22 protein-coding genes are annotated in these 21,414 nt (G+C 38.2%); 8 read left to right on the top strand and 14 right to left on the bottom strand.

Translation table 11 applies throughout. The annotated features are described in order from the left end of the window. Positions 1-130 precede the first annotated feature (130 nt). A complete protein-coding gene (locus tag JEP40_RS00240; protein ID WP_198621947.1) occupies positions 131-1,081 on the top strand; it encodes a siderophore ABC transporter substrate-binding protein in 951 nt (316 codons plus the stop codon). 97 nt (positions 1,082-1,178) lie between these two features. Here JEP40_RS00240 and hemW read toward each other — a convergent pair whose 3' ends face one another. Genes hemW through JEP40_RS00215 form a run of 5 tightly spaced genes read right to left on the bottom strand, consistent with a single transcriptional unit; the run spans position 1,179 to position 5,013 of the window. After that, complete coding sequence (gene hemW / locus JEP40_RS00235; protein ID WP_198621946.1) at positions 1,179-2,309, bottom strand: radical SAM family heme chaperone HemW; 1,131 nt, start codon at positions 2,307-2,309, stop codon at positions 1,179-1,181. Next, positions 2,302-2,895 (bottom strand): XTP/dITP diphosphatase, encoded by a 594-nt coding sequence (locus tag JEP40_RS00230; protein ID WP_198621945.1) that lies wholly within the window; start codon positions 2,893-2,895, stop codon positions 2,302-2,304. The genes hemW and JEP40_RS00230 overlap by 8 nt, the downstream gene beginning before the upstream one ends. A gap of 11 nt (positions 2,896-2,906) precedes the next feature. Then, complete coding sequence (locus tag JEP40_RS00225; protein ID WP_198621944.1) at positions 2,907-3,464, bottom strand: YggT family protein; 558 nt, start codon at positions 3,462-3,464, stop codon at positions 2,907-2,909. 18 nt (positions 3,465-3,482) lie between these two features. Continuing rightward, complete coding sequence (gene proC / locus JEP40_RS00220) at positions 3,483-4,301, bottom strand: pyrroline-5-carboxylate reductase (protein WP_198621943.1); 819 nt, start codon at positions 4,299-4,301, stop codon at positions 3,483-3,485. A 13-nt stretch (positions 4,302-4,314) separates the two neighbouring features. After that, the gene (locus JEP40_RS00215; RefSeq protein WP_198621942.1) at positions 4,315-5,013 is read right to left on the bottom strand and encodes a YggS family pyridoxal phosphate-dependent enzyme; all 699 of its coding nucleotides are present in this window, start codon (positions 5,011-5,013) and stop codon (positions 4,315-4,317) included. Positions 5,014-5,034: 21 nt separating this feature from the next. On the opposite strand from JEP40_RS00215, the gene JEP40_RS00210 reads away from it, so the two are divergent. After that, on the top strand, positions 5,035-6,039 hold the full coding sequence (locus tag JEP40_RS00210) for a type IV pilus twitching motility protein PilT (protein ID WP_198621941.1): 1,005 nt from the start codon (positions 5,035-5,037) through the stop codon (positions 6,037-6,039). Positions 6,040-6,091: 52 nt separating this feature from the next. Here JEP40_RS00210 and ruvX read toward each other — a convergent pair whose 3' ends face one another. The 4 genes from ruvX to rsmE all read right to left on the bottom strand — a co-directional run bounded on the left by ruvX (position 6,092) and on the right by rsmE (position 8,911). Next, positions 6,092-6,511 carry a Holliday junction resolvase RuvX gene (gene ruvX, locus JEP40_RS00205; protein WP_198621940.1) on the bottom strand — a complete coding sequence of 140 codons (420 nt, stop codon included), beginning with the start codon at positions 6,509-6,511 and terminating at the stop codon, positions 6,092-6,094. Beyond that, positions 6,511-7,074: a YqgE/AlgH family protein gene (locus tag JEP40_RS00200; protein ID WP_198621939.1), complete on the bottom strand. Its 564-nt coding sequence runs from the start codon at positions 7,072-7,074 to the stop codon at positions 6,511-6,513. Before JEP40_RS00200 ends, ruvX begins: the two co-directional genes overlap by 1 nt. Positions 7,075-7,212: 138 nt before the next feature. Then, a complete protein-coding gene (gene gshB / locus JEP40_RS00195) occupies positions 7,213-8,169 on the bottom strand; it encodes a glutathione synthase (RefSeq protein WP_198621938.1) in 957 nt (318 codons plus the stop codon). 10 nt (positions 8,170-8,179) lie between these two features. Continuing rightward, complete coding sequence (gene rsmE / locus JEP40_RS00190) at positions 8,180-8,911, bottom strand: 16S rRNA (uracil(1498)-N(3))-methyltransferase (RefSeq protein WP_198621937.1); 732 nt, start codon at positions 8,909-8,911, stop codon at positions 8,180-8,182. A gap of 249 nt (positions 8,912-9,160) precedes the next feature. Between rsmE and JEP40_RS19020 the strand changes: the two genes are divergently transcribed. Further along, positions 9,161-9,793, top strand: coding sequence for a prepilin peptidase (locus tag JEP40_RS19020; protein ID WP_198621936.1), 633 nt, complete (start codon positions 9,161-9,163; stop codon positions 9,791-9,793). Positions 9,794-9,897: 104 nt separating this feature from the next. Here JEP40_RS19020 and JEP40_RS00180 read toward each other — a convergent pair whose 3' ends face one another. Together JEP40_RS00180 and JEP40_RS00175 are read right to left on the bottom strand one after the other, a co-directional pair. Next, a complete protein-coding gene (locus tag JEP40_RS00180; RefSeq protein ID WP_198621935.1) occupies positions 9,898-10,566 on the bottom strand; it encodes a DsbA family protein in 669 nt (222 codons plus the stop codon). Then, positions 10,554-11,426, bottom strand: a complete 873-nt coding sequence (locus JEP40_RS00175; RefSeq protein ID WP_198621934.1) for an MBL fold metallo-hydrolase — start codon at positions 11,424-11,426, stop codon at positions 10,554-10,556. Before JEP40_RS00175 ends, JEP40_RS00180 begins: the two co-directional genes overlap by 13 nt. A gap of 105 nt (positions 11,427-11,531) precedes the next feature. Between JEP40_RS00175 and JEP40_RS00170 the strand changes: the two genes are divergently transcribed. Beyond that, positions 11,532-12,452 (top strand): LysR family transcriptional regulator, encoded by a 921-nt coding sequence (locus JEP40_RS00170; RefSeq protein ID WP_198621933.1) that lies wholly within the window; start codon positions 11,532-11,534, stop codon positions 12,450-12,452. On the opposite strand, the gene JEP40_RS00165 is transcribed toward JEP40_RS00170, so the two are convergent. Then, entirely contained in the window at positions 12,429-13,355 is a 927-nt protein-coding gene (locus JEP40_RS00165; RefSeq protein ID WP_198621932.1) for a LysR family transcriptional regulator, read from the bottom strand. The two genes, JEP40_RS00170 and JEP40_RS00165, sit on opposite strands and share 24 nt — an antisense overlap. A 111-nt stretch (positions 13,356-13,466) precedes the next feature. On the opposite strand from JEP40_RS00165, the gene lysA reads away from it, so the two are divergent. After that, positions 13,467-14,708: a diaminopimelate decarboxylase gene (lysA, locus tag JEP40_RS00160; protein WP_198621931.1), complete on the top strand. Its 1,242-nt coding sequence runs from the start codon at positions 13,467-13,469 to the stop codon at positions 14,706-14,708. Between the two features lie 132 nt (positions 14,709-14,840). Here the strand turns inward: lysA and fadE are convergent, their stop codons facing one another. Then, the gene (fadE, locus tag JEP40_RS00155) at positions 14,841-17,288 is read right to left on the bottom strand and encodes an acyl-CoA dehydrogenase FadE (RefSeq protein WP_198621930.1); all 2,448 of its coding nucleotides are present in this window, start codon (positions 17,286-17,288) and stop codon (positions 14,841-14,843) included. 238 nt (positions 17,289-17,526) lie between these two features. Between fadE and lpcA the strand changes: the two genes are divergently transcribed. After that, positions 17,527-18,105: a D-sedoheptulose 7-phosphate isomerase gene (gene lpcA, locus JEP40_RS00150; protein WP_072070905.1), complete on the top strand. Its 579-nt coding sequence runs from the start codon at positions 17,527-17,529 to the stop codon at positions 18,103-18,105. Between the two features lie 50 nt (positions 18,106-18,155). Next, positions 18,156-18,923 (top strand): class II glutamine amidotransferase, encoded by a 768-nt coding sequence (locus JEP40_RS00145; RefSeq protein ID WP_198621929.1) that lies wholly within the window; start codon positions 18,156-18,158, stop codon positions 18,921-18,923. On the opposite strand, the gene JEP40_RS00140 is transcribed toward JEP40_RS00145, so the two are convergent. Further along, positions 18,894-19,655, bottom strand: coding sequence for a L,D-transpeptidase family protein (locus JEP40_RS00140; protein ID WP_198621928.1), 762 nt, complete (start codon positions 19,653-19,655; stop codon positions 18,894-18,896). The genes JEP40_RS00145 and JEP40_RS00140 overlap by 30 nt on opposite strands. A gap of 415 nt (positions 19,656-20,070) precedes the next feature. Between JEP40_RS00140 and JEP40_RS00135 the strand changes: the two genes are divergently transcribed. Further along, the gene (locus JEP40_RS00135) at positions 20,071-21,411 is read left to right on the top strand and encodes a Na(+)-translocating NADH-quinone reductase subunit A (protein WP_198621927.1); all 1,341 of its coding nucleotides are present in this window, start codon (positions 20,071-20,073) and stop codon (positions 21,409-21,411) included. The last annotated feature ends 3 nt before the right edge of the window (positions 21,412-21,414 follow it).

Raw genomic sequence — 21,414 nt, 5'->3', positions numbered from 1 at the left:
ATAAGCTTTATAAATTGTTAACTCACAATAATTGAAAATAATAATGAAAATCATTCTTATTCAATTGACTTGCGAGGTGAGCTGTTTACAATGCCCTGTTTGAGTATTCCTCTTAAACAGGGCAAAATTAATGAAGAAGATCCTTCCTTTAGTTATCGCATCTATCTTTTCTGTAACGAGTTTCTCAGCGTTAAGCAAAACGCCAATTGAATATCAACCTAACCAAATTATTAATCAGCAGAATGACAAGATAGTGATCAAACACTTGTTGGGTGAAACAACGGTCACTAAGAACCCTTCAAAAGTGGTTCTATTTGATTTTGGTCTCTATGATTCTTTAGTTCAGTTGGGCTTAGCCGATAAAGTGGTTGGGTTACCGTTAGGTAATGCTCCGGCTTATATTAAAGGTAGTATTGCAAGTAACGTTGCTAATGTCGGAGGCATGAAAGCGCCGGACTTAGAAAAATTAGCTGAAATTAAACCTGATTTAATCATTATTACTGGTCGCCAAGGTGCATCTTATGAAGCTTTAGCGAAAATTGCACCTACTGTTAATTTAGGTACTAATAGCGCTAATTATCTCAACTCAGTTGAGTCGAATATCAAATTATTAGGTGAGTTATTTGATAAACAGCAAGCGACTCAAGAACAAATTGCGAAATTAAATACCGTTATTGAGCAAGCTCAGAAAAAAGCCACTGGATCGGATAAAAAAGTATTAGTGTTGATGCATAACGCTGGTAATTTAATGCCTAATAATCAAAGTGTTGTTTATGATGTTGTTAAAGCAAAAAGGGCTGAATTACCGCCTGTTGCTGAGGAAGATAAAGGTAAACGTCGTATAGTCACATCAGAAATGATCGCAAAAGCTAATCCAGATGTTATTCTAATTGTGGATCGTAGCGAAGCCATTGGCGCGGGTAAATTAGAAAAAACCGCATTTGAAGATGATGCTATAAAAACAACTTCAGCCTATAAAAATGGCGGTATTGTTTATTTGCAAGCTGATCTTTGGTATCTCTCTGGTGGTGGTTTAGATAGCTTAACTAAACAAATTGAAGCAGTAGAAAGTGCGCTTTAATTGATTAATCTTTAAAGTTTGTTATTAAAGAGAAATGCCCAACTGAGAATAAACAGTATGGGCATTTTTTTAAGTTATCTATTTGAAATCAGCAATATTAAAGAAATAGTTCAAGCAGTGAATTGAGGAACAGCTTGCCATGAGGTGTAATTTGCCAGTGAGTGTCTGTTTCACTGATATAACCTAAAGCCAAAGCTTCATCTATTTGATGGCGAATAACTTCTTCAGAAAGCCCCGTATAATCGCTGAAATCTTTTCTTGGAAATGCTTCTAATAGACGAAAACGGTTCATAAAAAATTCAAATGGACGGTCATCATTATCAACAAAATGTTGCTGGTCGAGATAACGGCCTTCCATAAAACCTTTAGGATGCTTGGTTTTTACTGTTCGCATTATGCGACCATCTTCAAAGCTTATTTTCCCATGAGCACCACAACCGATACCTAAATAATCCCCAAAGCGCCAATAGTTTAAGTTGTGCTCACATTGAAAGCCTGGTTTGCAATATGCTGATGTTTCATATTGTTGATAACCTGCGGCAGTCAGTAATTTATCTCCTTCTGAAAAAATATCCCACAACATATCGTCATCAGGTAATTTAGGTGGACGGGAACCAAATTGCGTGTTGGGTTCAATGGTTAATTGATACCAAGACAAATGTGGTGGGGATAATTCTATTGCTTGCTGTAAATCCGAAAGTGCCTGAGATAAGGACTGGTCTGGTAATCCATGCATTAAATCTAAATTAAAGCTACGTAAGCCTAATTCTTTGGCTAAACGAGCAGCATTTTTAGCTTCATCTGCATCATGAATACGCCCTAAGCGAATAAGTTTATCATTGCCAAAACTTTGCACACCAATAGAAATACGATTTACGCCAGCACGTTGAAATCCGGCAAAGCGTTCAGCTTCTACGGTTCCCGGATTCGCTTCCATGGTAATTTCTGCATTAGGGCTAACAGCTAGGCGTTCTTTAACACCATAAAGCAAGTCAGCCATTGATTCAGCACTTAATAAACTAGGTGTTCCACCACCAATAAATATCGTTTGAACTTCACGAGAACCAACGTGAATAAGATCAGCATCTAAATCATTGAGTAAATGTTGCACATATTCCTGATGCGGTACTTCGCCTTTTAGTGTGTGTGAATTGAAATCACAATAAGGGCATTTTTGTACGCACCAAGGAATATGAATATATAAACTTAATGGGGGCAACTTAAGCATTCTTAAGGGCGTCCAACATTAATTTAAGTGCTTTACCACGATGTGAATACTGATTTTTTTGTTCTTTAGTTAATTGTGCTGCAGTACAATGCAACTCGGGAACAAAGAAAATTGGATCGTAGCCAAATCCACCTTCACCGTGCATTTTTGTGCTTAATACACCATGCCAAATACCGTGGAAAATCAGTGGAGTTGGATCGTTTTCATGGCGCATATAAACCAACACACAATTAAATTGCGCTTGGCGCTTTTCAGCAGGTACATCTTTCATTGCATCAAGCAATTTATCCAGATTTTGCTGATCGCTTGCGTCAACACCCGCATAGCGTGCTGAGTAAATCCCCGGAGCACCACCTAAAGCATCAACCGAAATACCAGAGTCATCTGCAATTGCAGGTAAACCAGTTACTTTTGCAGCATGACGTGCTTTAATCAACGCATTTTCAACAAAAGTTAAGCCGGTTTCTTCAACAGAATCAACACCAAGCTCTGTTTGAGCAACAATATCTAAACCAAAATCAGAAAGTAAAGAGGCTAGCTCTTTGACCTTTCCTGGATTTCCTGTTGCGAGTACCACTTTTTGCATGAGAGTTATCCTTAGTAAAGAGTTGCGCTAAGTAACCATTGTAAAACGTCTACACGCAGATAATTCAGGGCGTAAAGCACAAGAATAACAATCATCGCAGAGAAATCTAAACCACCCATCGCCGGAATTACGCGACGAATAGGAGCCATTAAAGGTTCTGTTAATTGATATAAAAGATGGTCAATTGGATTACGGCCTTGGCTTACCCAGCTAAGGATCGCGCGGATAATGATCAGCCAAAAAATTATCTTACCAGCAGCTGTGAGCAGTTCAATAAAGGCAAATGGGAACATTAAGGAGAAAGGGATAGATGTTCCTGATAAGTAAGATGGGATGATAATACCTAGCAGAATTAATATGTAGGCTAATAAAACTGAAGCTGTATCAATAGGACCAATAGAAGGAATAACACTTCTTAATGGGCGAACAATTGGCTGTGTGATCTTGACGATAAATTGTGAAAAAGGATTATAAAAATCAGCTCTGACACATTGCATCCAAACACGTAATAGCAGTACGGATGTGTAGAGTTGAAGAAGAGTCAGAATGACGAAATTTAAAAAATTCATTAGTTGGCCCTGATGAAATTAAAATTGTTTTTCCATTTCTTGCGCACGTTTAATCGCAGCTTGCATGGCAGAAGCGACGTTTTCAGGTAATTTACCTTCATAAAACTGCATCAGTGCAGCAGCTGTCGTTCCACCTTTTGATGTTACCTGCTCGCGTAAAGAAGAAAAAGCTAGCATATGTTGTTTTTCAGCTAAGGCAGTAGAGCCACTTGCTGCTTGTTGCACGATGGCTCTTGCTACATCAGGTGAAAAACCTAAACGTTCAGCTTCTTGTTGCATTGATTCCATAAACAAGAAAAAATAAGCGGGTGCACTACCAGCAACGGCGATAATATCATTGATGGCAGATTCTTGCTCTACCCAAACAGTTGTTCCGACACTTTTCATTAATTCATCGGCGAACTGTTTATCTTGAGATGAAAGTGAATTGTGTGCAAACATACCACTTAAGCCTTTACCTACGAGTGCAGGCGTATTTGGCATAATACGAACGAGTTGTAATTGAGTTGCAAAATAGTCGTTATAACGTGTAGCAGGAATACCTGCAGCGATAGTGAGGACTAACTTTTTACTCATATCGATATTTTGTAAAGGCTTACAAACTTCTTCCATCATTTGAGGTTTTACAGCCAGTATAATGACATCCGCTTTTTTCACTGCGTTAATATTGTCATTAGTACTATGAATACCAAACTCTTTCTCTAAAGGTTCACGGCGAATAGCAGAAGGTGAGCTAACGGTTATTTTATGTGCTGGATATCCACCTTGAACCAATCCTGCAATAATGGCTTGAGCCATATTACCAGCGCCAATAAAAGCGATGTTACGATGTTCCATATAAACCTCTATTTTACTTAGTCGCGTAATCTCTTGCGCCAAAAATTGCTGTACCAATACGAACAAGTGTTGAACCACAAGCAATCGCGGCTTCCATATCACTCGTCATTCCCATAGATAATGTATCTATGTTGGGATATTGGGATTGTAATTGCTTAAATGCGAGATGCATTTTTTCTAACACTTCAACTTGTTTGTCATAATTGCTTTCAGGCGCTGGAATAGCCATTAACCCACGTAATTTAATGCCTGAAAGAATAGAAATTTGTGCCGCTAATCCATCAAGTTCAGTGAGGTTAATACCTGATTTACTGTTTTCATCACTAATATTAATTTGAATAAGTACATTTAATGGTGGCAATGAAGCAGGGCGTTGATCACTTAATCTTTGAGCGATTTTTAATCTATCAATGGTATGGCACCAATCAAAATTTTCGGCAACAAGGCGTGTTTTATTTGACTGTAAAGGGCCGATAAAGTGCCAAACTAAAGCGTGGTTATCAGCAAAATAATGGATTTTATCAACGCCTTCTTGGACATAGTTTTCACCAAATTCAGTTTGCCCACACGCGATTGCTTTTTCGATGTCGCTCGCAGGTTTTGTTTTACTCACTGCAAGTAGTGTTATTTCTTCTGAAGAACGGCCGCATTTCTGCGCTGCTGTGTCAATGTGAGACCTGACATTGACGAGATTCTGTTTAATAGTATTCATGGCAACTCAGGAGATAATAAGATGAAAATGGAAAATTTAATTGCGTATAGTGTAAAGCATAACGCCTCTGATCTGCATCTTTGTTGTGGCGATGTACCAAGATTGCGGATCCATGGAATACTTTATCAACAAAATCAATGTAAACCTATCACTTCCGATAGTCTACTTGCGTGGTTCAGGCCTTTTTTGAGTGATACCCAAAAGCAAATTTTTGAGAATGAAGGGCAGATTGATACGGCACTTACGTTGCCTTGTGGGCAACGGCTTCGTATTAATTTATTTCGCCAACAAAAAGGTGTTTCAGCAGTATTAAGAATAATTGAAACACAAATACCCTCTTTAGATAAACTTCGAGTACCCAAGTCAATTTCAACATTATTAGATAACTATTCTCATGGACTTATTTTAGTCACTGGGGCTACAGGCAGTGGTAAATCATCGACATTAGCTGCGATGATCAATCATTTAAACCAATATCAACGTCAGCATATTTTGACATTAGAAGATCCTATCGAATTTATACATAGCAATAAACAAAGTGTTGTTCAGCAGCGAGAGGTTGGACGCGATGTACAAAATACCGCAAGTGCAATAAAGAGTGCTTTACGTCAAGATCCAGACGTTATTGTGTTAGGTGAATTAAGAGATGCACAAAGCATTAAATTAGCATTAACCGCAGCCGAAACAGGGCATTTAGTCCTCGCTACTTTGCATACTCAAGGCGCAACACAAACACTTGAACGTGTTACTAACGTATTTGTAGGTAATGAGCGTCAATGGATTTCATCACAATTAGCATGCAGTTTAAGAGCGATAATTTCACAAGAGCTGGTGCCTTCAACTGAAGGTGGGCGAGTAGCATTATTTGAAATAATGCAGGTTACACAGGGCATTTCGCACCTTATTAGAGAAGGGAAATATCACCAAGTAACAACATTAATGCAAACGGGTAGTGAATATGGAATGCAAACCTTCATGTTAAGTCGTCAACAACGTCAACATGAAGGACTAATTCAACGAGATTGATTGCTTAAGAGCGAGATTAATAAGACCAGTCGTTTTGTATTACTGGTATTTGTTAGCATTGTTGTTCAAACCAACTCTCAAGAATAATAACGGCAGATGTTGCATCCACACTGCCCTTATCTAATGAGCGGTAGCCACCACGCTCAAAAAGGTGAGAACGAGCTTCAACGGTACTAAGACGTTCATCATGCAAAGCAATTTGTACACCAAATCGACCATGTAGGCGATTAGCAAATTTTTTTGCTTGTATTGTGACTAATTGTTCTGTGCCATCCATATTAAGAGGTAAGCCAACAATCACTAAATCAGGTTGCCACTCTTTTATAACTTTTTCGATCTGAGACCAATCAGGAATGCCATCTTTGGCTTTAAATGAAGTTAAAGGTCTAGCGGTTCCTGTGATTTCTTGACCAATAGCAACACCAATACTTTTAGTGCCAAAATCAAAACCCATTACTGTTCTGTTTGACATTATGCGTGACCCGCTATAGGTGAAATGGTGTGGATATTAATCCCAATTAATTCAGCGGCTTTATGCCAACGTTCAGCAATAGGTGTATCAAAAATAATTTGAGACGATGCTTCAACTGTGAGCCAACTATTTTCTAAAATTTCTTTTTCTAATTGGCCTTGTTCCCAACTGGAATAACCTAAAGAAACCAATGTTTTTTCTGGTTGTCTTGCTGTGCCTAAAGTTTCTAATACATCTTTGGATGTTGTGATCATAGTGCTATCACTGATTTTGATGCTAGAGCTAAAACCTGAAACCGGAGTATGTAAGATGAAACCATGCTCTTCTGCAACTGGACCTCCTGACATCACGGGTTTTTGTAAGTTAATCGCTTCGTCTCTATCTGTTGAAAAAATTTCTAGTTGATCTAATACGCCTTCCACTGAGATATCTTCGATAGGTTTATTAATAATTAAGCCCATCGCACCGTTTTCATTATGTTCGCAAACATAGACGACCGAACGCTCAAATAACGGATCGCTTAATGAAGGCATAGCAATAAGAAAATGGTTAAGTAAATTCATAATAGTAATACTGTTCCCTGATCATTTTTAGTAAAAAACCTAGCCCTTTTATACATCGTATTTCTTAATGTACACCACTTATTTATATGTAGGGGCTAGGTTCAGACTTTTAAACCCTTTAGCGAGAGTGATTAAAAGTTAGTTTTTCTTATTTAAGCGTATTTCAATTGCATCCATCAACATGCCTGTTACAGACACATCAGGATAAGCCGCTTCAATTTCACGGGCACAAGTTGGGCTTGTGACGTTAATTTCAGTCAAGCGATCGCCAATAACATCTAAGCCAACAAAAATAAGGCCTTTTTGTTTAAGAATAGGGGCGACTTGACGTGCAATTGCCCAATCACTCTCTGTTAATGGGCGAGCTTCACCGCGACCACCAGCCGCTAAATTGCCACGAGTTTCTCCTTTCGCAGGAATACGAGCTAAGCAATAAGGAACAGGTTCGCCGTCTACAACAAGAATACGCTTATCACCATCGACAATTTCAGGTAAAAAGTTTTGCGCCATACAGAAACGATGACCATGGTCTGTAAGTGTTTCGATAATGACACCCACGTTAGGATCGTCTTTTTTCAAGCGGAAAATAGATGCGCCACCCATACCGTCTAATGGTTTGAAAATCACATCACCGTGTTTTTCATGAAAAGCACGTAAATGTTTAGCTTCACGAGTAACTAAGGTGTCTGGTGTTAATGTTGGGAACCACGCTGTAAAGAGTTTTTCATTACAGTCACGTAAGCTTTGTGGTTTATTAACGATGAGTGTTCCCATATCTTCTGCGCGTTCTAAAATATAGGTTGCGTAGATAAACTCGGTATCAAAAGGCGGATCTTTACGCATTAAAATAGTATCAAGTTCACCTAAAGCAATATCCTGCTCTTGGCCAAATTCAAACCATTTTTCTGGGTTTTCTTCTACGCTGAGTAAACGAGTATGAGCGCGAGCTTCACCTTGGTGTAGGTAAAGATCGTTCATTTCCATATAATGAATTTCCCAACCACGGCGCTGTGCTTCTAATAGCATGGCAAAGCTGGTGTCTTTTTTGATTTTGATGGATGAAATTGGATCCATCACAATACCTAATTTAATCATTACTTCTCCTTTATCCCAGATCGCCAAACCGAACCTGCAAAGCGGTGATTGCGGTGAGCGCTGTTGTTTCAGTTCTTAATACACGAGGACCTAATAAAATATCAGTAAAATGGTGCTCTGCTGTCATGGCGATTTCTTCAGGGGAAAGTCCACCTTCAGGGCCAATCAATAAGCGCACTTTTTTAACAGGTAAGGGTAAGGTATTAATACTTTGGTTTGCTCTAGGGTGTAAATTGAGTTTTAAACTATCATCATTTTGAGCGCACCATTCTTCTAATGACATCACTGGCATCAATTGTGGAAGCGTATTTCTACCACACTGTTCACATGCCGAGATAATAATTTTTTGCCATTGTTGATGTTTTTTCTCTAAACGGCTTGGATCTAGTTTAACACCACAGCGTTCTGAGATCAGTGGCGTAATCGTATTTACACCTAACTCCACTGATTTTTGAATAGTAAACTCCATTTTCTCGCCTCGTGACAATACTTGCCCTAAATGGAGATCGAGAGGGGATTCTTTATCATCAACAATACCTTCATTTACTTGCACTGTGACTGACTTTTTTGTGCTTTCAATGATTTCAGCATCAAACACCTGATTTGAACCATCAAACAGTGCCAATTTTTGTCCTGTAGACATTCTTAATACACGTCCAACATGATTAGATGCTTCGTCATCTAATGCTGTTTGAGTGCCTGCTGTGAGTGGTTCTGGATGATAAATGCGAGGAATACGCATAACGTGAAACCCTTACGTAAAAGATGGTTAACCGTAATAAATAAAATATGTGATATGCATCATACGCATGACATTATGGCATGCAAGTTATCACTTTGCTTTTGTCGTTATTATAGCGTGAATTTTCTTGCGAGTTTTGTCGCAAAATTTCATGTTTTCAGAGGAATAATAAAAGAAATTCTCGGTATTCCATTTATTCTCTTATACAGTTAATTAACAGAGGTGGTGATAAGTAATGGGTTGATATTTATGAATTTTATTTATTTTTTATTGAAGGGTAGTTTCTTGTTTTCCTTTCTTAGCTATTTTTTTATGCCAATTAAATATTGTACATTTTATTCATTATTATCTTTATTACCTAAATCTCGGCGTTATCAGCTCATTTTTAGTTATTTTGTTATTTTTTTTTATTGGGTGAGTTCTATTAACTCATTGTCTTTATTGATAATATTTTCAATATTAACTTTTTATTTATTAACGCTTTCTATTTTTGATGCAGACTATTTTTTGTTGCCTAATGTCTTAACGTTTTGGTTATTGTTTTTAGGATTATCAATAAATTACACTGAATATGGCCTAGTCTCTTTTCATCATGCTTTTTATGGTTTTTTAATCGGGACAGGGATTTTTTATAGTGTTTACCTATGGGGATATTTTATTTATCAAAAATGTGTATTGGGTTTTGGTGATGTGAAATTGTTTGGTGCAATTGGCGCATGGTGTGGATTTGAAAAATTACCTTATATTCTTTTAGGTGCTTCTTTGTTGGGGTTTTGTGTGTATTGCATGGTATTAATAACCACAAAAGAATATTCAAACAAGGTCGCATTTGGCTCTTGTTTATCTTTTTCGACACTAATGGTGCTTAGTTTCTATTTTTAGTTTATTGATAATTTTACATTTACAATATTTAGAATGGGTAATGTCTTGAATAAAGAAGATAGTGTGCAGAAATAAAGAAATAAATCAGCACACTGTAAAGACGATTATAGATTTTCTGTTATAAATTGTTGCCAACGTTTTGTATCACCTAAATATTTTTCAACGGGTATCAGGTGATAACCTTGAGCATCTTCAATAAATAATGTCGGAAAACCACGGCCATTAACTTGGCCCATTAATTGCTGTGTTTGACTTAAATGTTGTTGAATTTGTACTTCACTAATTTCAGACAGTAAAGATGCAAACTGTTCAACATCAAAGCCTAGCTTTTTTACAATAAATAACAGTGTGTTTTTATCACTGATATTTAAACCATCAAGGTAATAGGCTTCTTGTAATGCTTTTAATAAATAAATGTCACGTTTTCCCATTATTTGAGCCACAAGAACGGCTGAAATAGGTAACAGAGAGTTTAGTACCATTTCTGTGTTACCAAGAGCGTCACGGTATGCATGACTAAAAATTTGACCTGATAACTGGCTAATACGCTCATCAATAGGTGTGACGTGTTCTTTCCATGATTGACCACCGGTTACGGCTCTTGCTGGTGTAAACAAACCACCACCATGTAACTTGATAGCATCTGGAAATATATTACTCACTACTTCAATAAGAGGGGCAATACCGTAACACCACCCACAAAGAGGATCATAAACATAGTGCAATATTTTAGTACTTTGAGTATTACCTGTACTGCTTGTTACTGAGGCCATTGCATCTCTCCTTTAAGTACCTTTGCACTAAGCTCTAGGCTTGATTTATCTGCTAAATTCTGATGAGTTTTTTCCATTACTGCAATAAATTCATCTGAATTTTTTGTCTTTTCAAGATTTTTCTCAGCCTCAATTAGGTAATTCATCGTAAAGTCAACTGCTTGTAGGCTATATGTTGCTTTAGGTAAATAATGACCAGGAATAACGGTTTTTGGTGAGAGTGATTTTATTTGTTGCAATGCGTTAACCCAGTGTTGGCGCTCTGCGACAGTTTGACTATCAGCTAACCAAACATGAATATTTTCAGAAACTAAAACACCCCCCATTACTGCATTCAGTTTTGGTACATAAAGATATGTTCTATCTGGAGATTGGCTATCTAATCCTTTGATAGAAATAGTCTCTCCTTCAATAGAAAAACTATCGCCCGTTACCACTTCAGGAATGATGATTTTTTTAGGGGCATTTTCTTTAAGTACGGGTCCCCAGTAAGTAAGTTTTCCCGCTTGGGTTTCGTTGATGGCATTAATTGTGGGTGCAGTTGCAATCACTTTAGCATTTGGAAACGCATCAGTAATAACATCTAACCCAAAATAAAAATCAGGATCTGAATGGCTGATATAGATATAAGTCAGGTTTTTTCCAGAAGCCTTGATCTTATTAACTAAGGCTTGTGCATCATTTTTTTGAAATTGTGCATCAATTAAAACAGCGTCTTTATCACCATAGATAATTTCAGAAGAAACAGGGAAAACACTCGCCTCTCCTGGATTATAAATATCTAATGTTAATTCAGTAGCTAGTGCTGAAGTTGCGAAGAAGGCGGTTGTTGCAAGTGTTAAAGGAAGTAATTTTTTCATCTTTTGTTTTCTCCATAATGTTGTTGCTGACTATAATAGGTTGCATAAAACAAGAGAAAAACCCCATTTCAGGCAATTAATTGTTGCATAAATCGAGCAAATAAAATGGATAAAATAAAATCATCAGAAGTTTTTGTGACCATTGTGAAGCAAGGTAGCATGATAAAAGCTGCTGATTATCTAGGTATGTCTAGAGCCATGGTAACTCGCTATTTAAATGAAATGGAGGAATGGGCGGGTGTTCGTTTATTGCATAGAACGACACGCAAACAGAGCTTAACATCTGTTGGTGAGATGGTTTATGAACAAAGCTTACAATTATTAGAAATGGCAGAACGTATCCCCGCTAATATTCCTAAAGAGCGCCATCAAATTAGTGGGCTTGTTCGTATTACCAGTTCACAATCATTAGCAAATAGCATTTTATCTGTGGCTATCTGTGAATTTATGCAATGTTACCCTTTAATTGCCGTCGATTTACAAATTACTAATCAAACGGTTAATTTGGTAGAAGAACGCATTGATATTGCTTTGCGTATTACTAATCATCTTGAGCCTAATTTAATTGCGCGACCACTGGCAACATGCCTTTCTGTGGTGTGTGCTCATAAAGATTATTTAGTAAAAAAAGGGATACCGAAAACACCGGATGATCTCGCTCAACATCAGTGTTTAACCTATCGTTTTTTTGGTCGTAGTTTGTGGGAATTTAATTTAGATAATGAACGTTATTCTGTACCTGTTGGCGGTAATTTGAGTGCCAATGAATCTGTTGTGTTATTGCAAGCAACGTTAAAAGGTGCAGGGATATCATTACAGCCTTATTATTCAGCAAAACCTTATCTTGAAAGTGGAGAGCTAGAACACGTTTTAGCTGATTATCAAGCTCAACCTATGGGGATTTATGCCGTTTTAGCAAGTCGGCAAAATATGCCAGTAGCAGTACGTGTATTGCTCGATTTTCTTGTTGAGTGGTTTACATCCTCTCCGCATTGGCTTGGCTTATCGGGTAAAAGCGAGCTTTAAGCGTGTAGGGTAATCCGCTAATGTGTTTTTCATTACATCAATAAAATAGGAAACTAGTTGTGATGATGGACGATGTGAAGGACAAATTAAGCTTATAGTAAAAGGGATCGTAAAGCTTAAAGGGCGAATGCAAAGTGTTTTATTGAGGTAATCAAGAGCAGTTATAGGGTTAACAATTGAAATACCAATATTTTCACTGACCATGGCGCAAATAGATGCAGCACTTTGTGTTTCCATGACTAATTGTCGCGCTATTCCTTCTTGAATAAAAACGGCATCAATGAGCTGTCGATAAGTATCATTAACAGATAAGCTGATAAAGCGCTCGTTCTGAAAATCAGACGGGTGTAACAATGGTTTTTGACACAATGGATGTGATTTAGGTAATACGGCGACTTCATTGAGTGTTAACAGTGTTTCTTGTCGAGTTCCTGCGGGTGTCTGAGTGTGTTCTGTTAATCCTAAATCATAATGTTGAGCAGATAGCCACTCTTCTAACAATGGCGATTCTTGAGGGACGATGGTTAAATTGACATCGGGATGTTGATCAATAAATTGACGACAAATAGAAGGTAGCAATGATTGAGCGAATGCAGGTAAACAAGTGATATTTAGTTCGGCTTGTCGAAAATGACGAATACTTTCAGCAACATTTATGATCCTATCTAAACCATAGTAAGAGCGTTGTACTTCTTCAAAAAAGCGTAATCCTTCCGCCGTGGGCTGGAGTCGGCCTTTTATCCTGTCAAATAACTTAAATGATAATAGATGCTCAAGACGTGATAACTCTCGACTTACAGTAGGTTGTGAGGTTTTCAGTAATTCAGCAGCTTCAGTGAGATTTTGTGTCGTCATTACAGCATGAAATATTTCAATATGTCGCCAGTTAAAAGGAGCTTTCATTTATTATTCCTATATCAAAAATGAATAGAGTGTAGCTTATTTGATATTTTTATTCCTTTCTAAGTTAATTAATAATTATTTATTCACCAGTGACTTTTATGAGTAAATATTATGACAACATCAATCACTATGGCTCAATATCAACTCGCGCAAACGTATGGGACGCCATTATGGATCTATCAAGGCGATACAATATCTGAACGTATTGCTCAACTAAAATCGTTTGATGTGGTTCGATTTGCTCAAAAGGCTTGCTCAAATATTCATATCTTACGTTTAATGAAAGCACAGGGTGTAAAAGTAGACTCAGTTTCATTAGGTGAAATCGAACGTGCTTTAGTGGCGGGTTATCAAGGTGGTAGAGAAAAAAGTGAGATTGTCTTTACAGCTGATTTACTTGATGAAAAAACCCTTGAGCGTGTTGTTGAGTTAGATATTCCTGTTAATGCCGGTTCTATTGATATGCTTCGTCAATTAGGTGAGCGCAATCAAGGGCATGCCGTTTGGATAAGAGTTAACCCCGGATTTGGTCACGGACATAGCCAAAAAACCAATACAGGTGGTGAAAATAGTAAACATGGCATTTGGTTCGATGATGTTCCCGAAGCGTTAGCGGTCATCCGCCAATATAAATTAAGTTTGGTTGGTTTTCATATGCATATTGGTTCTGGTGTTGATTATCAACATCTCGCTAGTGTATGTGATGCAATGGTAGAGCAAGTGCTTACCTCTAAAGTTGATATTAATGCTATTTCAGCAGGTGGGGGATTATCAACGCCATATCAAGAAGGTGATGCTACGGTCGATTTAACCCACTATTTTTCGTTGTGGGATAAAGCACGCCAACGTATTGCACAACATCTTGGTCATGATATTGAGCTTGAAATCGAGCCTGGGCGTTTCTTAGTGGCTGAGTCTGGTGTATTAGTTTCTCAAGTGAGGGCGGTTAAATCGATGGGGAGTCGTCACTATGTGCTGGTGGATGCTGGATTTAGTGATTTAATGCGTCCTGCGATGTATGGTAGTTATCATCAAATTTCAGTTTTAGATAATCATGGGCAAATAAAGCCAATAACAGAATTACAAGAAACTATTGTTGCAGGCCCGCTTTGTGAATCAGGAGATGTTTTTACTCAGCAGGAAGGTGGCACTGTTATCCCTCGTTTATTACCTCAAGCTCAAGTGGGTGATTACATAATTATTCATGATACAGGAGCTTATGGTGCTTCAATGTCATCTAATTATAATAGTCGTCCTCTTATTCCTGAAGTATTAATAACAAAAGGGACTTCTCAATTAATTCGACGCCGTCAAACCATAGAAGAATTATTAGCGTTGGAGTTAAATCTCTAGCTAATCCTTTTTATTAATCTTACTTTTATTGAAATTAAAACACCTCATGACTTGTTATGAACTGACCCCAGTTCATTTAGTGATGAGGTGTTTTGTTTTATTGGGCGGGTGATTTGCCCTTATATAAATTAACTAGGCTGCTTTATCTGTTTTGGTATCACTCGCTTTAGACTTTTTTGCGGGCACCGCCAGCGCATCAAAGTCAAACTCATCAACATTGATACTACGTAAACGACTTTGTTCAGCTTTACGTAAAATATCAGCTTCTTCTGGAGTCACTCGTTTATCCGCTAACGCTTTATCTGCTAACTTATCTAATTGAGTAAAACTGAATTTTTTCTCGTAGAGGCGGCAAATTCGGTCGAAAATGGGTTCTGCTGCCAGAATATCAAGCAACGCTTCTTCCATTAAGCCATGTGGATTGTGTTTACAAGGTGTTAGGAATTGACCTCTACCAATACGATCGCGAGTCTCAGATGGTTGCTGAATAATTTGAGCTACTTTACTGTCTAGTTTATCGGATGGTAGTTTTTGCGCTTTGCCAAGAGGGAAAATAATAGCGCGCATAGTACCTGCAATCATCCGACTTGGGAAATTACGTAACAGTTCATCAATTGCATTTTCAGCTTGGTATAGACACTCTTTCACACTCCAATGCACTAATGGCAAATCGGCAGTATGACGGCCTTCATCCTCATAGCGTTTTAAGGCAGCAGAAGCGAGGAAGATATGACTTAAAATATCACCCAAACGAGCAGAGATACGCTCACGGCGTTTTAAACTTCCACCTAAAACACCCATTGAAACATCAGATAATAAAGCCATATTGGCACTAAGACGGTTAATTTGCTGATAGTAACGACGAGTTTCATCATTGGTTGGTGATGCACTTAAACGACCATTAGTGATACCTAACCAAATGCTTCGTAAGGTGTTACTTGCAACATGCCCGATATGGCCAAACAAAGCTCGGTCAAAATCATGTAGATTGCTGTCACGTGCTGCGGCAATTTCATCTAACACATAAGGGTGGCAACGAATAGCACCTTGACCATAAATGATCATGCTACGCGTTAAAATATTGGCACCTTCAACGGTGATCGCAATAGGTGAACCTTGATAAGAACGGGCAACAAAATTTGAAGTTCCAAGGCAGATCCCTTTACCACCAACAATATCCATTGCATCAATAACGCCACGCTGTGCTCTATGTGTACAATGATATTTGACGATAGCAGATAAAACGGCAGGTTTTTCCCCTAACATAATACCTGTGGTAATTAAGGTTGCTGCCGCATCTAAAAGATAAGCATTACCAGCCAGACGCGCTAATGGCTCTTCAATACCTTCCATTTTACCAATAGGAATTTTGAACTGACGGCGGACTCGAGAATAAGCGCCGGTTGCCATCGCTACACTTTTTAATCCACCCGTAGAGTTTGAAGGTAGAGTAATTCCACGACCAACAGAAAGGCACTCCACCAGCATTCTCCAACCTTGCCCTGCCATTTTTGGCCCACCAATAATATAATCAATAGGAACAAAAACATCTTTACCGCGAGTAGGCCCATTCATAAACGGAACGTTTAATGGGAAATGGCGATGGCCAATTTCAACCCCTTTTACATCGGTTGGAATTAATGCACAGGTAATACCAGGGTTTTCATCGTTACTTAAAAGATGTTCAGGATCACGCAATTTAAACGCTAGCCCTAATACGGTTGCGATAGGTGCAAGGGTGATATAGCGCTTATTCCAAGTTAAGCGAATACCTAATATTTGCTCTCCTTGCCATTCTCCCATGCAAACGACACCACTGTCTGGGATCGCACCTGCATCAGAACCAGCTTCAGGACTGGTTAAAGCAAAGCAAGGAATTTCATCTCCCTTGGCTAAACCGGGTAAATAGCGTTTTTTCTGCTCATCAGTACCATAGTGTTGAAGAAGTTCACCGGGGCCTAAAGAGTTAGGTACACCAACTGTGATGGCTAAAATACCTGATACTCCAGCCAATTTTTGCAATACACGAGATTGAGCATAGGCAGAAAACTCTAATCCACCATATTCCTTTTTAATGATCATCGCAAAGAAGCGATTATCTTTCAGGTACTGCCAGATTTCAGGTGGTAAATCAGCTAATTCATGAGTGATTTCAAAGTCATTTGTCATACGACAAACTTCTTCTACTGGACCATCAAGGAACGCTTGCTCTTCAGTAGTGAGTTGTGGTTTGGGATAATTATGCAGTTGCTTCCAATCAGGAGCACCACGGAAAAGCTCACCTTCCCACCATGTTGTACCTGCATCAATGGCTTCTTGTTCTGTTTTAGACATAGAAGGCATGACTTTTTGAAATGCTTTAAGTGCAGGAGCAGAAATATAGGCTTTACGAATAGACGGAAGTGTAAAGGGTAATAAAACCAATGCAACGGGAAGGAGTAGCCAGTAACTCCAAATATTAACAAGACCCATTACAAAAGTATAAGCAATGAGAACAAGGCTACTTACCACAATACCAAATTTGCGATAACTAAGTATGCCAATAAGAATAATGAAAAGTGCAATACTGAGTAGTGTCATAATAAACTCCTGTAGTTAGCAAGAGATCGGAGGTCAGACCTGTTGTTTGTTATTTAGATCTAATCTAGTCACTAACTTTTATCAATATATTTACATTCTAATTACAATATAGCTCACAAATTATTCGTAAATGAGAGAAGTTAGCATTTGTCGGTAATGGGTATCTTCTTTCATGACATCGGATCCGTTACACTGAGAAACAGAAAATTTCGATTACCCTTTCTGGAGTAAAAATCCTATGTACCAAGATCTTATCCGTGGTGAGTTAACAGAAGCAGCAGATACCCTTTCTCGCTTTCTTCAAGATGATGCAAACATTGAAGCTATTCAAAAAGCAGCTGTATTATTGGCAGATTCTTTTAAAGCTGGTGGCAAAGTATTATCTTGTGGTAATGGTGGTTCTCACTGTGACGCAATGCATTTTGCTGAAGAGCTGACAGGGCGTTATCGTGAAAATCGCCCAGGTTATCCTGCCATTGCAATTTCTGATGTAAGTCATATTTCATGTGTGAGCAATGATTTTGGCTATGAATATGTATTTTCGCGTTATGTTGAAGCTGTAGGTAGAGAAGGTGATGTTCTACTAGGTATTTCGACTTCAGGTAACTCAGGCAATATCATCAAAGCGATTAGTGCTGCGCGTGAAAAAGGCATGAAAGTCATTACGCTAACGGGGAAAGACGGTGGCAAGATGGACGGTACTGCGGATATTGAAATTCGCGTTCCTCATTTTGGTTATGCTGATCGTATTCAAGAAATTCATATCAAAGTTATCCATATTCTTATCCAATTAATTGAAAAAGAAATGGAAAAGTAAGTCGATATGACTATAAATAAGCAATAAACATCGACAAGAAGGAGTGAGCGATGTGTGAATTATTAGGCATGAGTGCAAATGTACCGACAGATATTAATTTTAGTCTAAGTGGGTTAATTCCAAGAGGGGGCAAAACAGGGCCTCATAAAGATGGTTGGGGAATTACCTTTTACGAAGGACTAGGATGTCGCACATTTAAAGATCCTCAAGCCAGTGCCATTTCACCTGTCGCTCGCTTTGTTCAAGAGTATCCGATTAAATCTGAGGCTGTCATTGCTCATATTCGTCAGGCGAATCGAGGAAATGTCTCTTTAGAAAATACCCACCCTTTTACCCGTGAATTATGGGGTAAAAACTGGACTTATGCGCATAACGGCCAATTAAAAGGCTATCAATCTCTTGATACTGGGCGTTTTAGAGCTATAGGTCAAACAGACAGTGAAAAAGCATTTTGCTGGATCTTAAATCAACTTGAAGATCGTTATAAACGAACACCTGCTAATTGGCAGGCGGTATTTCGTTTTATTGCTACTTTAGCCTCTCAATTAAGGCAAAAAGGGGTTTTTAATATGCTGTTATCCGATGGGCGATTTGTTATGGCATATTGTTCAACAAATTTGCATTGGATCACGCGAAAAGCACCTTTTGGAAAAGCAAAACTACTTGATCAAGACGTAGAAATTGATTTTCAGCAACATACACAATCAGATGATGTTGTTTCTGTTATTTCAACATTACCACTTACTGGAAATGAGTCGTGGCAACGTATCCCTGTGGGGGAGTTTGTGCTATTTGATCGTGGTGTACGTATTCTGTAGCCATCTACTTTCACTATTTTGTGATAAATTAAGGGTGGTTTGATTAGGTGTAATTGAGGCGCTATTGACAAGATAGCGTCCATCCTTAACGGTAACCGAAGGGATCTGTTTGCGTTCCTCGACATATTGATAGGCGGGCCTAAGTTGTTGCCAGAAACCTATGTCTGTTGAATAGTGATGTTTCTTCATATTTTCGTTAGTCATTTTGAATGGGAAAATATGAATGTTGATCACTGATTGCCCATTTTTCAGGGCTAATTCAGCATACTGATAAATTTCATCCATAACTGAATCTGTCATTGCATAACAACCAACCGATTTACATGCTCCATGGATCATTAAAAAATCCCCGGTGTATCCTTTTGATTTATCGTATTGATTAGGAAATCCTAGATTGATAGCTCGGTAAAATCGACTATTCGGATTTAATTGTGCAAAATTAACCTGATAAAAACCTTCTGGGCTTTTTAAATCACCTTGAAATTTTTTAGGGCCTAATCCACCAGAATAGCTACAAATGGGGTAAGTACGTACTTTTTCTAATTGCCCATCTAATTTTTCTGTATAAAGTTCAAGTAAGCTTTCTTCTTTGAAAATCTGAATATAGATAGGTCGTCCTGTATTTTTTTTAACAGGTTCCATTAGAAATCTTGAACTGTTTTCAGCGTTAACTAATAAAGAAGTTAACATTAATGTTAAAAAACTGATTAGTTGTTTTGCGTGACTGGTCATGGTTTTATCAGAAAAATAGCTTAAAATTTGTTGATAAAGTAGATCGTAGATTGCTATGAAGCAATAAATTTGTAAATTAAAATCCAAGATGGTTTCTTTTCTATTACAAAATATTCTGTGTGAAATTTAAGCGATCGTCGAGAAAGGTGATATTTTAATTCGGTTTATACGAGTTGTTAACGTTTCAGTCAAAATAATATTCCCATTTGCTTGAGCTAAATCACTCGAATAGTCAGACAGGTTTAGGCTGAGATGATAAAATTCAGGTCGGCAGAATAAGAGAAAATAGTAACAATTATCGGAGATAAATAACTTAAGGTTCAAAAACACCTTAAGATGTTTTTATTACAGAGTCGCTACATTTTCGGGGTGAATTTGTAGCTTAGGGTTTAACTGATAAACTTGTGCAAATCTTATGATTAAAATTAAAAAAGGACTCGACCTCCCAATTGCAGGAGCGCCTGCCCAAGTGATAGAAGACGGACCCGCGATTCGACGCGTAGCATTGCTAGGCGAAGAATATGTCGGTATGCGTCCTTCTATGATGGTTTCGGAAGGTGAGCATGTAAAAAAAGGGCAAATTCTTTTTGAAGATAAAAAGAATGCCGGTGTTGTTTTCACCAGCCCAGCTTGTGGTAAAGTCGTTGAAATTAACCGCGGTGAACGCCGTGTGTTCCAATCTATCGTTATTGAAATTGATGGCAACGAAGAAATCACCTTCAACCGCTATGATAGTGCTGCGTTGTCAGATTTGACCCGTGAACAGGTTGAAAACAATCTTGTTAATTCTGGCATGTGGACTGCGTTAAGGACTCGTCCTTACAGTCGTACTCCGCATTTAGGTACAACACCTGTTGCCATTTTTGTCTCTGCAATGGATACCAATCCACTTGCGGCCGATCCCATGGTTATAATTAAGCAAAATGAGAAGGCATTTAATGATGGCCTTGTCGTTTTAACAAGATTAACCGAAGGAAAGGTCTATGTTTGTCATGGCGAAAAATCACCAGCAAAATTAAATGACGGACAAATTAGCTACAACCAATTTGTTGGTCCTCATCCAGCAGGGTTGGTAGGCACTCATATCCATTTCTTAGAACCTGTCAGTGCTAAGAAAATGGTCTGGCATTTAAATTACCAAGATGTGATTGCTATTGGTTACTTGTTTACAACAGGTTCTTTATATACTGAACGTGTTGTTGCATTAGCTGGCCCTCAAGTAAAAGCACCTCGTTTAGTGCGTACTCGTTTAGGGGCTGATCTCTATGAGTTAACTAAAGATCAATTAGTTGATGATGAAAACCGCATTATTTCTGGCTCTGTATTATGGGGATGGAAATCTGATGAGGCTCATCACTATTTAGGTCGTTTCCATAATCAAGTTTCTGTATTACGAGAAGGTCGTGATAAAGAATTATTTGGTTGGGGTATGCCGGGTAGCGATAAATTTTCTATCACTCGTACAACTATCGGTCACTTCTTAAAAAATAAACGCTTTGCTTTCACAACCACAATGAATGGTGGCGAACGTTCAATGGTACCAATTGGTAACTATGAGCGCGTTATGCCGTTAGACATTATGGCAACGCATTTATTACGTGATTTAGTTGTCGGTGATACAGACAGTTCGCAAGCATTAGGTTGTTTAGAATTGGATGAGGAAGATTTGGGATTATGTACTTATGTTTGCCCAAGCAAATATGAGTATGGCCCAGCACTGCGCCAAGTATTGACCAAAATTGAGCAGGAAGGGTAACTC

Source organism: Proteus vulgaris (assembly GCF_016239305.1).
Taxonomy (GTDB): domain Bacteria; phylum Pseudomonadota; class Gammaproteobacteria; order Enterobacterales; family Enterobacteriaceae; genus Proteus; species Proteus vulgaris_C.
This window is presented reverse-complemented; position numbering and strand designations above follow the sequence as displayed.

Coding starts and splice junctions, on each gene's coding strand:
- fadE (WP_198621930.1), bottom strand. CDS start 17,288: ATGACACTACTCAGTATTGCACTTTTCATTATTCTTATTGGCATACTT.
- JEP40_RS00170 (WP_198621933.1), top strand. CDS start 11,532: ATGGATAAAATAAAATCATCAGAAGTTTTTGTGACCATTGTGAAGCAA.
- JEP40_RS00165 (WP_198621932.1), bottom strand. CDS start 13,355: ATGAAAGCTCCTTTTAACTGGCGACATATTGAAATATTTCATGCTGTA.
- rsmE (WP_198621937.1), bottom strand. CDS start 8,911: ATGCGTATTCCTCGCATTTATCATCCAGAACCACTCACAGCAGGCACT.
- JEP40_RS00135 (WP_198621927.1), top strand. CDS start 20,071: ATGATTAAAATTAAAAAAGGACTCGACCTCCCAATTGCAGGAGCGCCT.
- JEP40_RS19020 (WP_198621936.1), top strand. CDS start 9,161: ATGAATTTTATTTATTTTTTATTGAAGGGTAGTTTCTTGTTTTCCTTT.
- hemW (WP_198621946.1), bottom strand. CDS start 2,309: ATGCTTAAGTTGCCCCCATTAAGTTTATATATTCATATTCCTTGGTGC.
- JEP40_RS00240 (WP_198621947.1), top strand. CDS start 131: ATGAAGAAGATCCTTCCTTTAGTTATCGCATCTATCTTTTCTGTAACG.
- JEP40_RS00200 (WP_198621939.1), bottom strand. CDS start 7,074: ATGAATTTACTTAACCATTTTCTTATTGCTATGCCTTCATTAAGCGAT.
- lysA (WP_198621931.1), top strand. CDS start 13,467: ATGACAACATCAATCACTATGGCTCAATATCAACTCGCGCAAACGTAT.
- gshB (WP_198621938.1), bottom strand. CDS start 8,169: ATGATTAAATTAGGTATTGTGATGGATCCAATTTCATCCATCAAAATC.
- JEP40_RS00225 (WP_198621944.1), bottom strand. CDS start 3,464: ATGAATTTTTTAAATTTCGTCATTCTGACTCTTCTTCAACTCTACACA.
- JEP40_RS00215 (WP_198621942.1), bottom strand. CDS start 5,013: ATGAATACTATTAAACAGAATCTCGTCAATGTCAGGTCTCACATTGAC.
- ruvX (WP_198621940.1), bottom strand. CDS start 6,511: ATGTCAAACAGAACAGTAATGGGTTTTGATTTTGGCACTAAAAGTATT.
- JEP40_RS00230 (WP_198621945.1), bottom strand. CDS start 2,895: ATGCAAAAAGTGGTACTCGCAACAGGAAATCCAGGAAAGGTCAAAGAG.
- JEP40_RS00180 (WP_198621935.1), bottom strand. CDS start 10,566: ATGGCCTCAGTAACAAGCAGTACAGGTAATACTCAAAGTACTAAAATA.
- proC (WP_198621943.1), bottom strand. CDS start 4,301: ATGGAACATCGTAACATCGCTTTTATTGGCGCTGGTAATATGGCTCAA.
- JEP40_RS00210 (WP_198621941.1), top strand. CDS start 5,035: ATGAAAATGGAAAATTTAATTGCGTATAGTGTAAAGCATAACGCCTCT.
- JEP40_RS00175 (WP_198621934.1), bottom strand. CDS start 11,426: ATGAAAAAATTACTTCCTTTAACACTTGCAACAACCGCCTTCTTCGCA.
- JEP40_RS00145 (WP_198621929.1), top strand. CDS start 18,156: ATGTGTGAATTATTAGGCATGAGTGCAAATGTACCGACAGATATTAAT.
- lpcA (WP_072070905.1), top strand. CDS start 17,527: ATGTACCAAGATCTTATCCGTGGTGAGTTAACAGAAGCAGCAGATACC.
- JEP40_RS00140 (WP_198621928.1), bottom strand. CDS start 19,655: ATGACCAGTCACGCAAAACAACTAATCAGTTTTTTAACATTAATGTTA.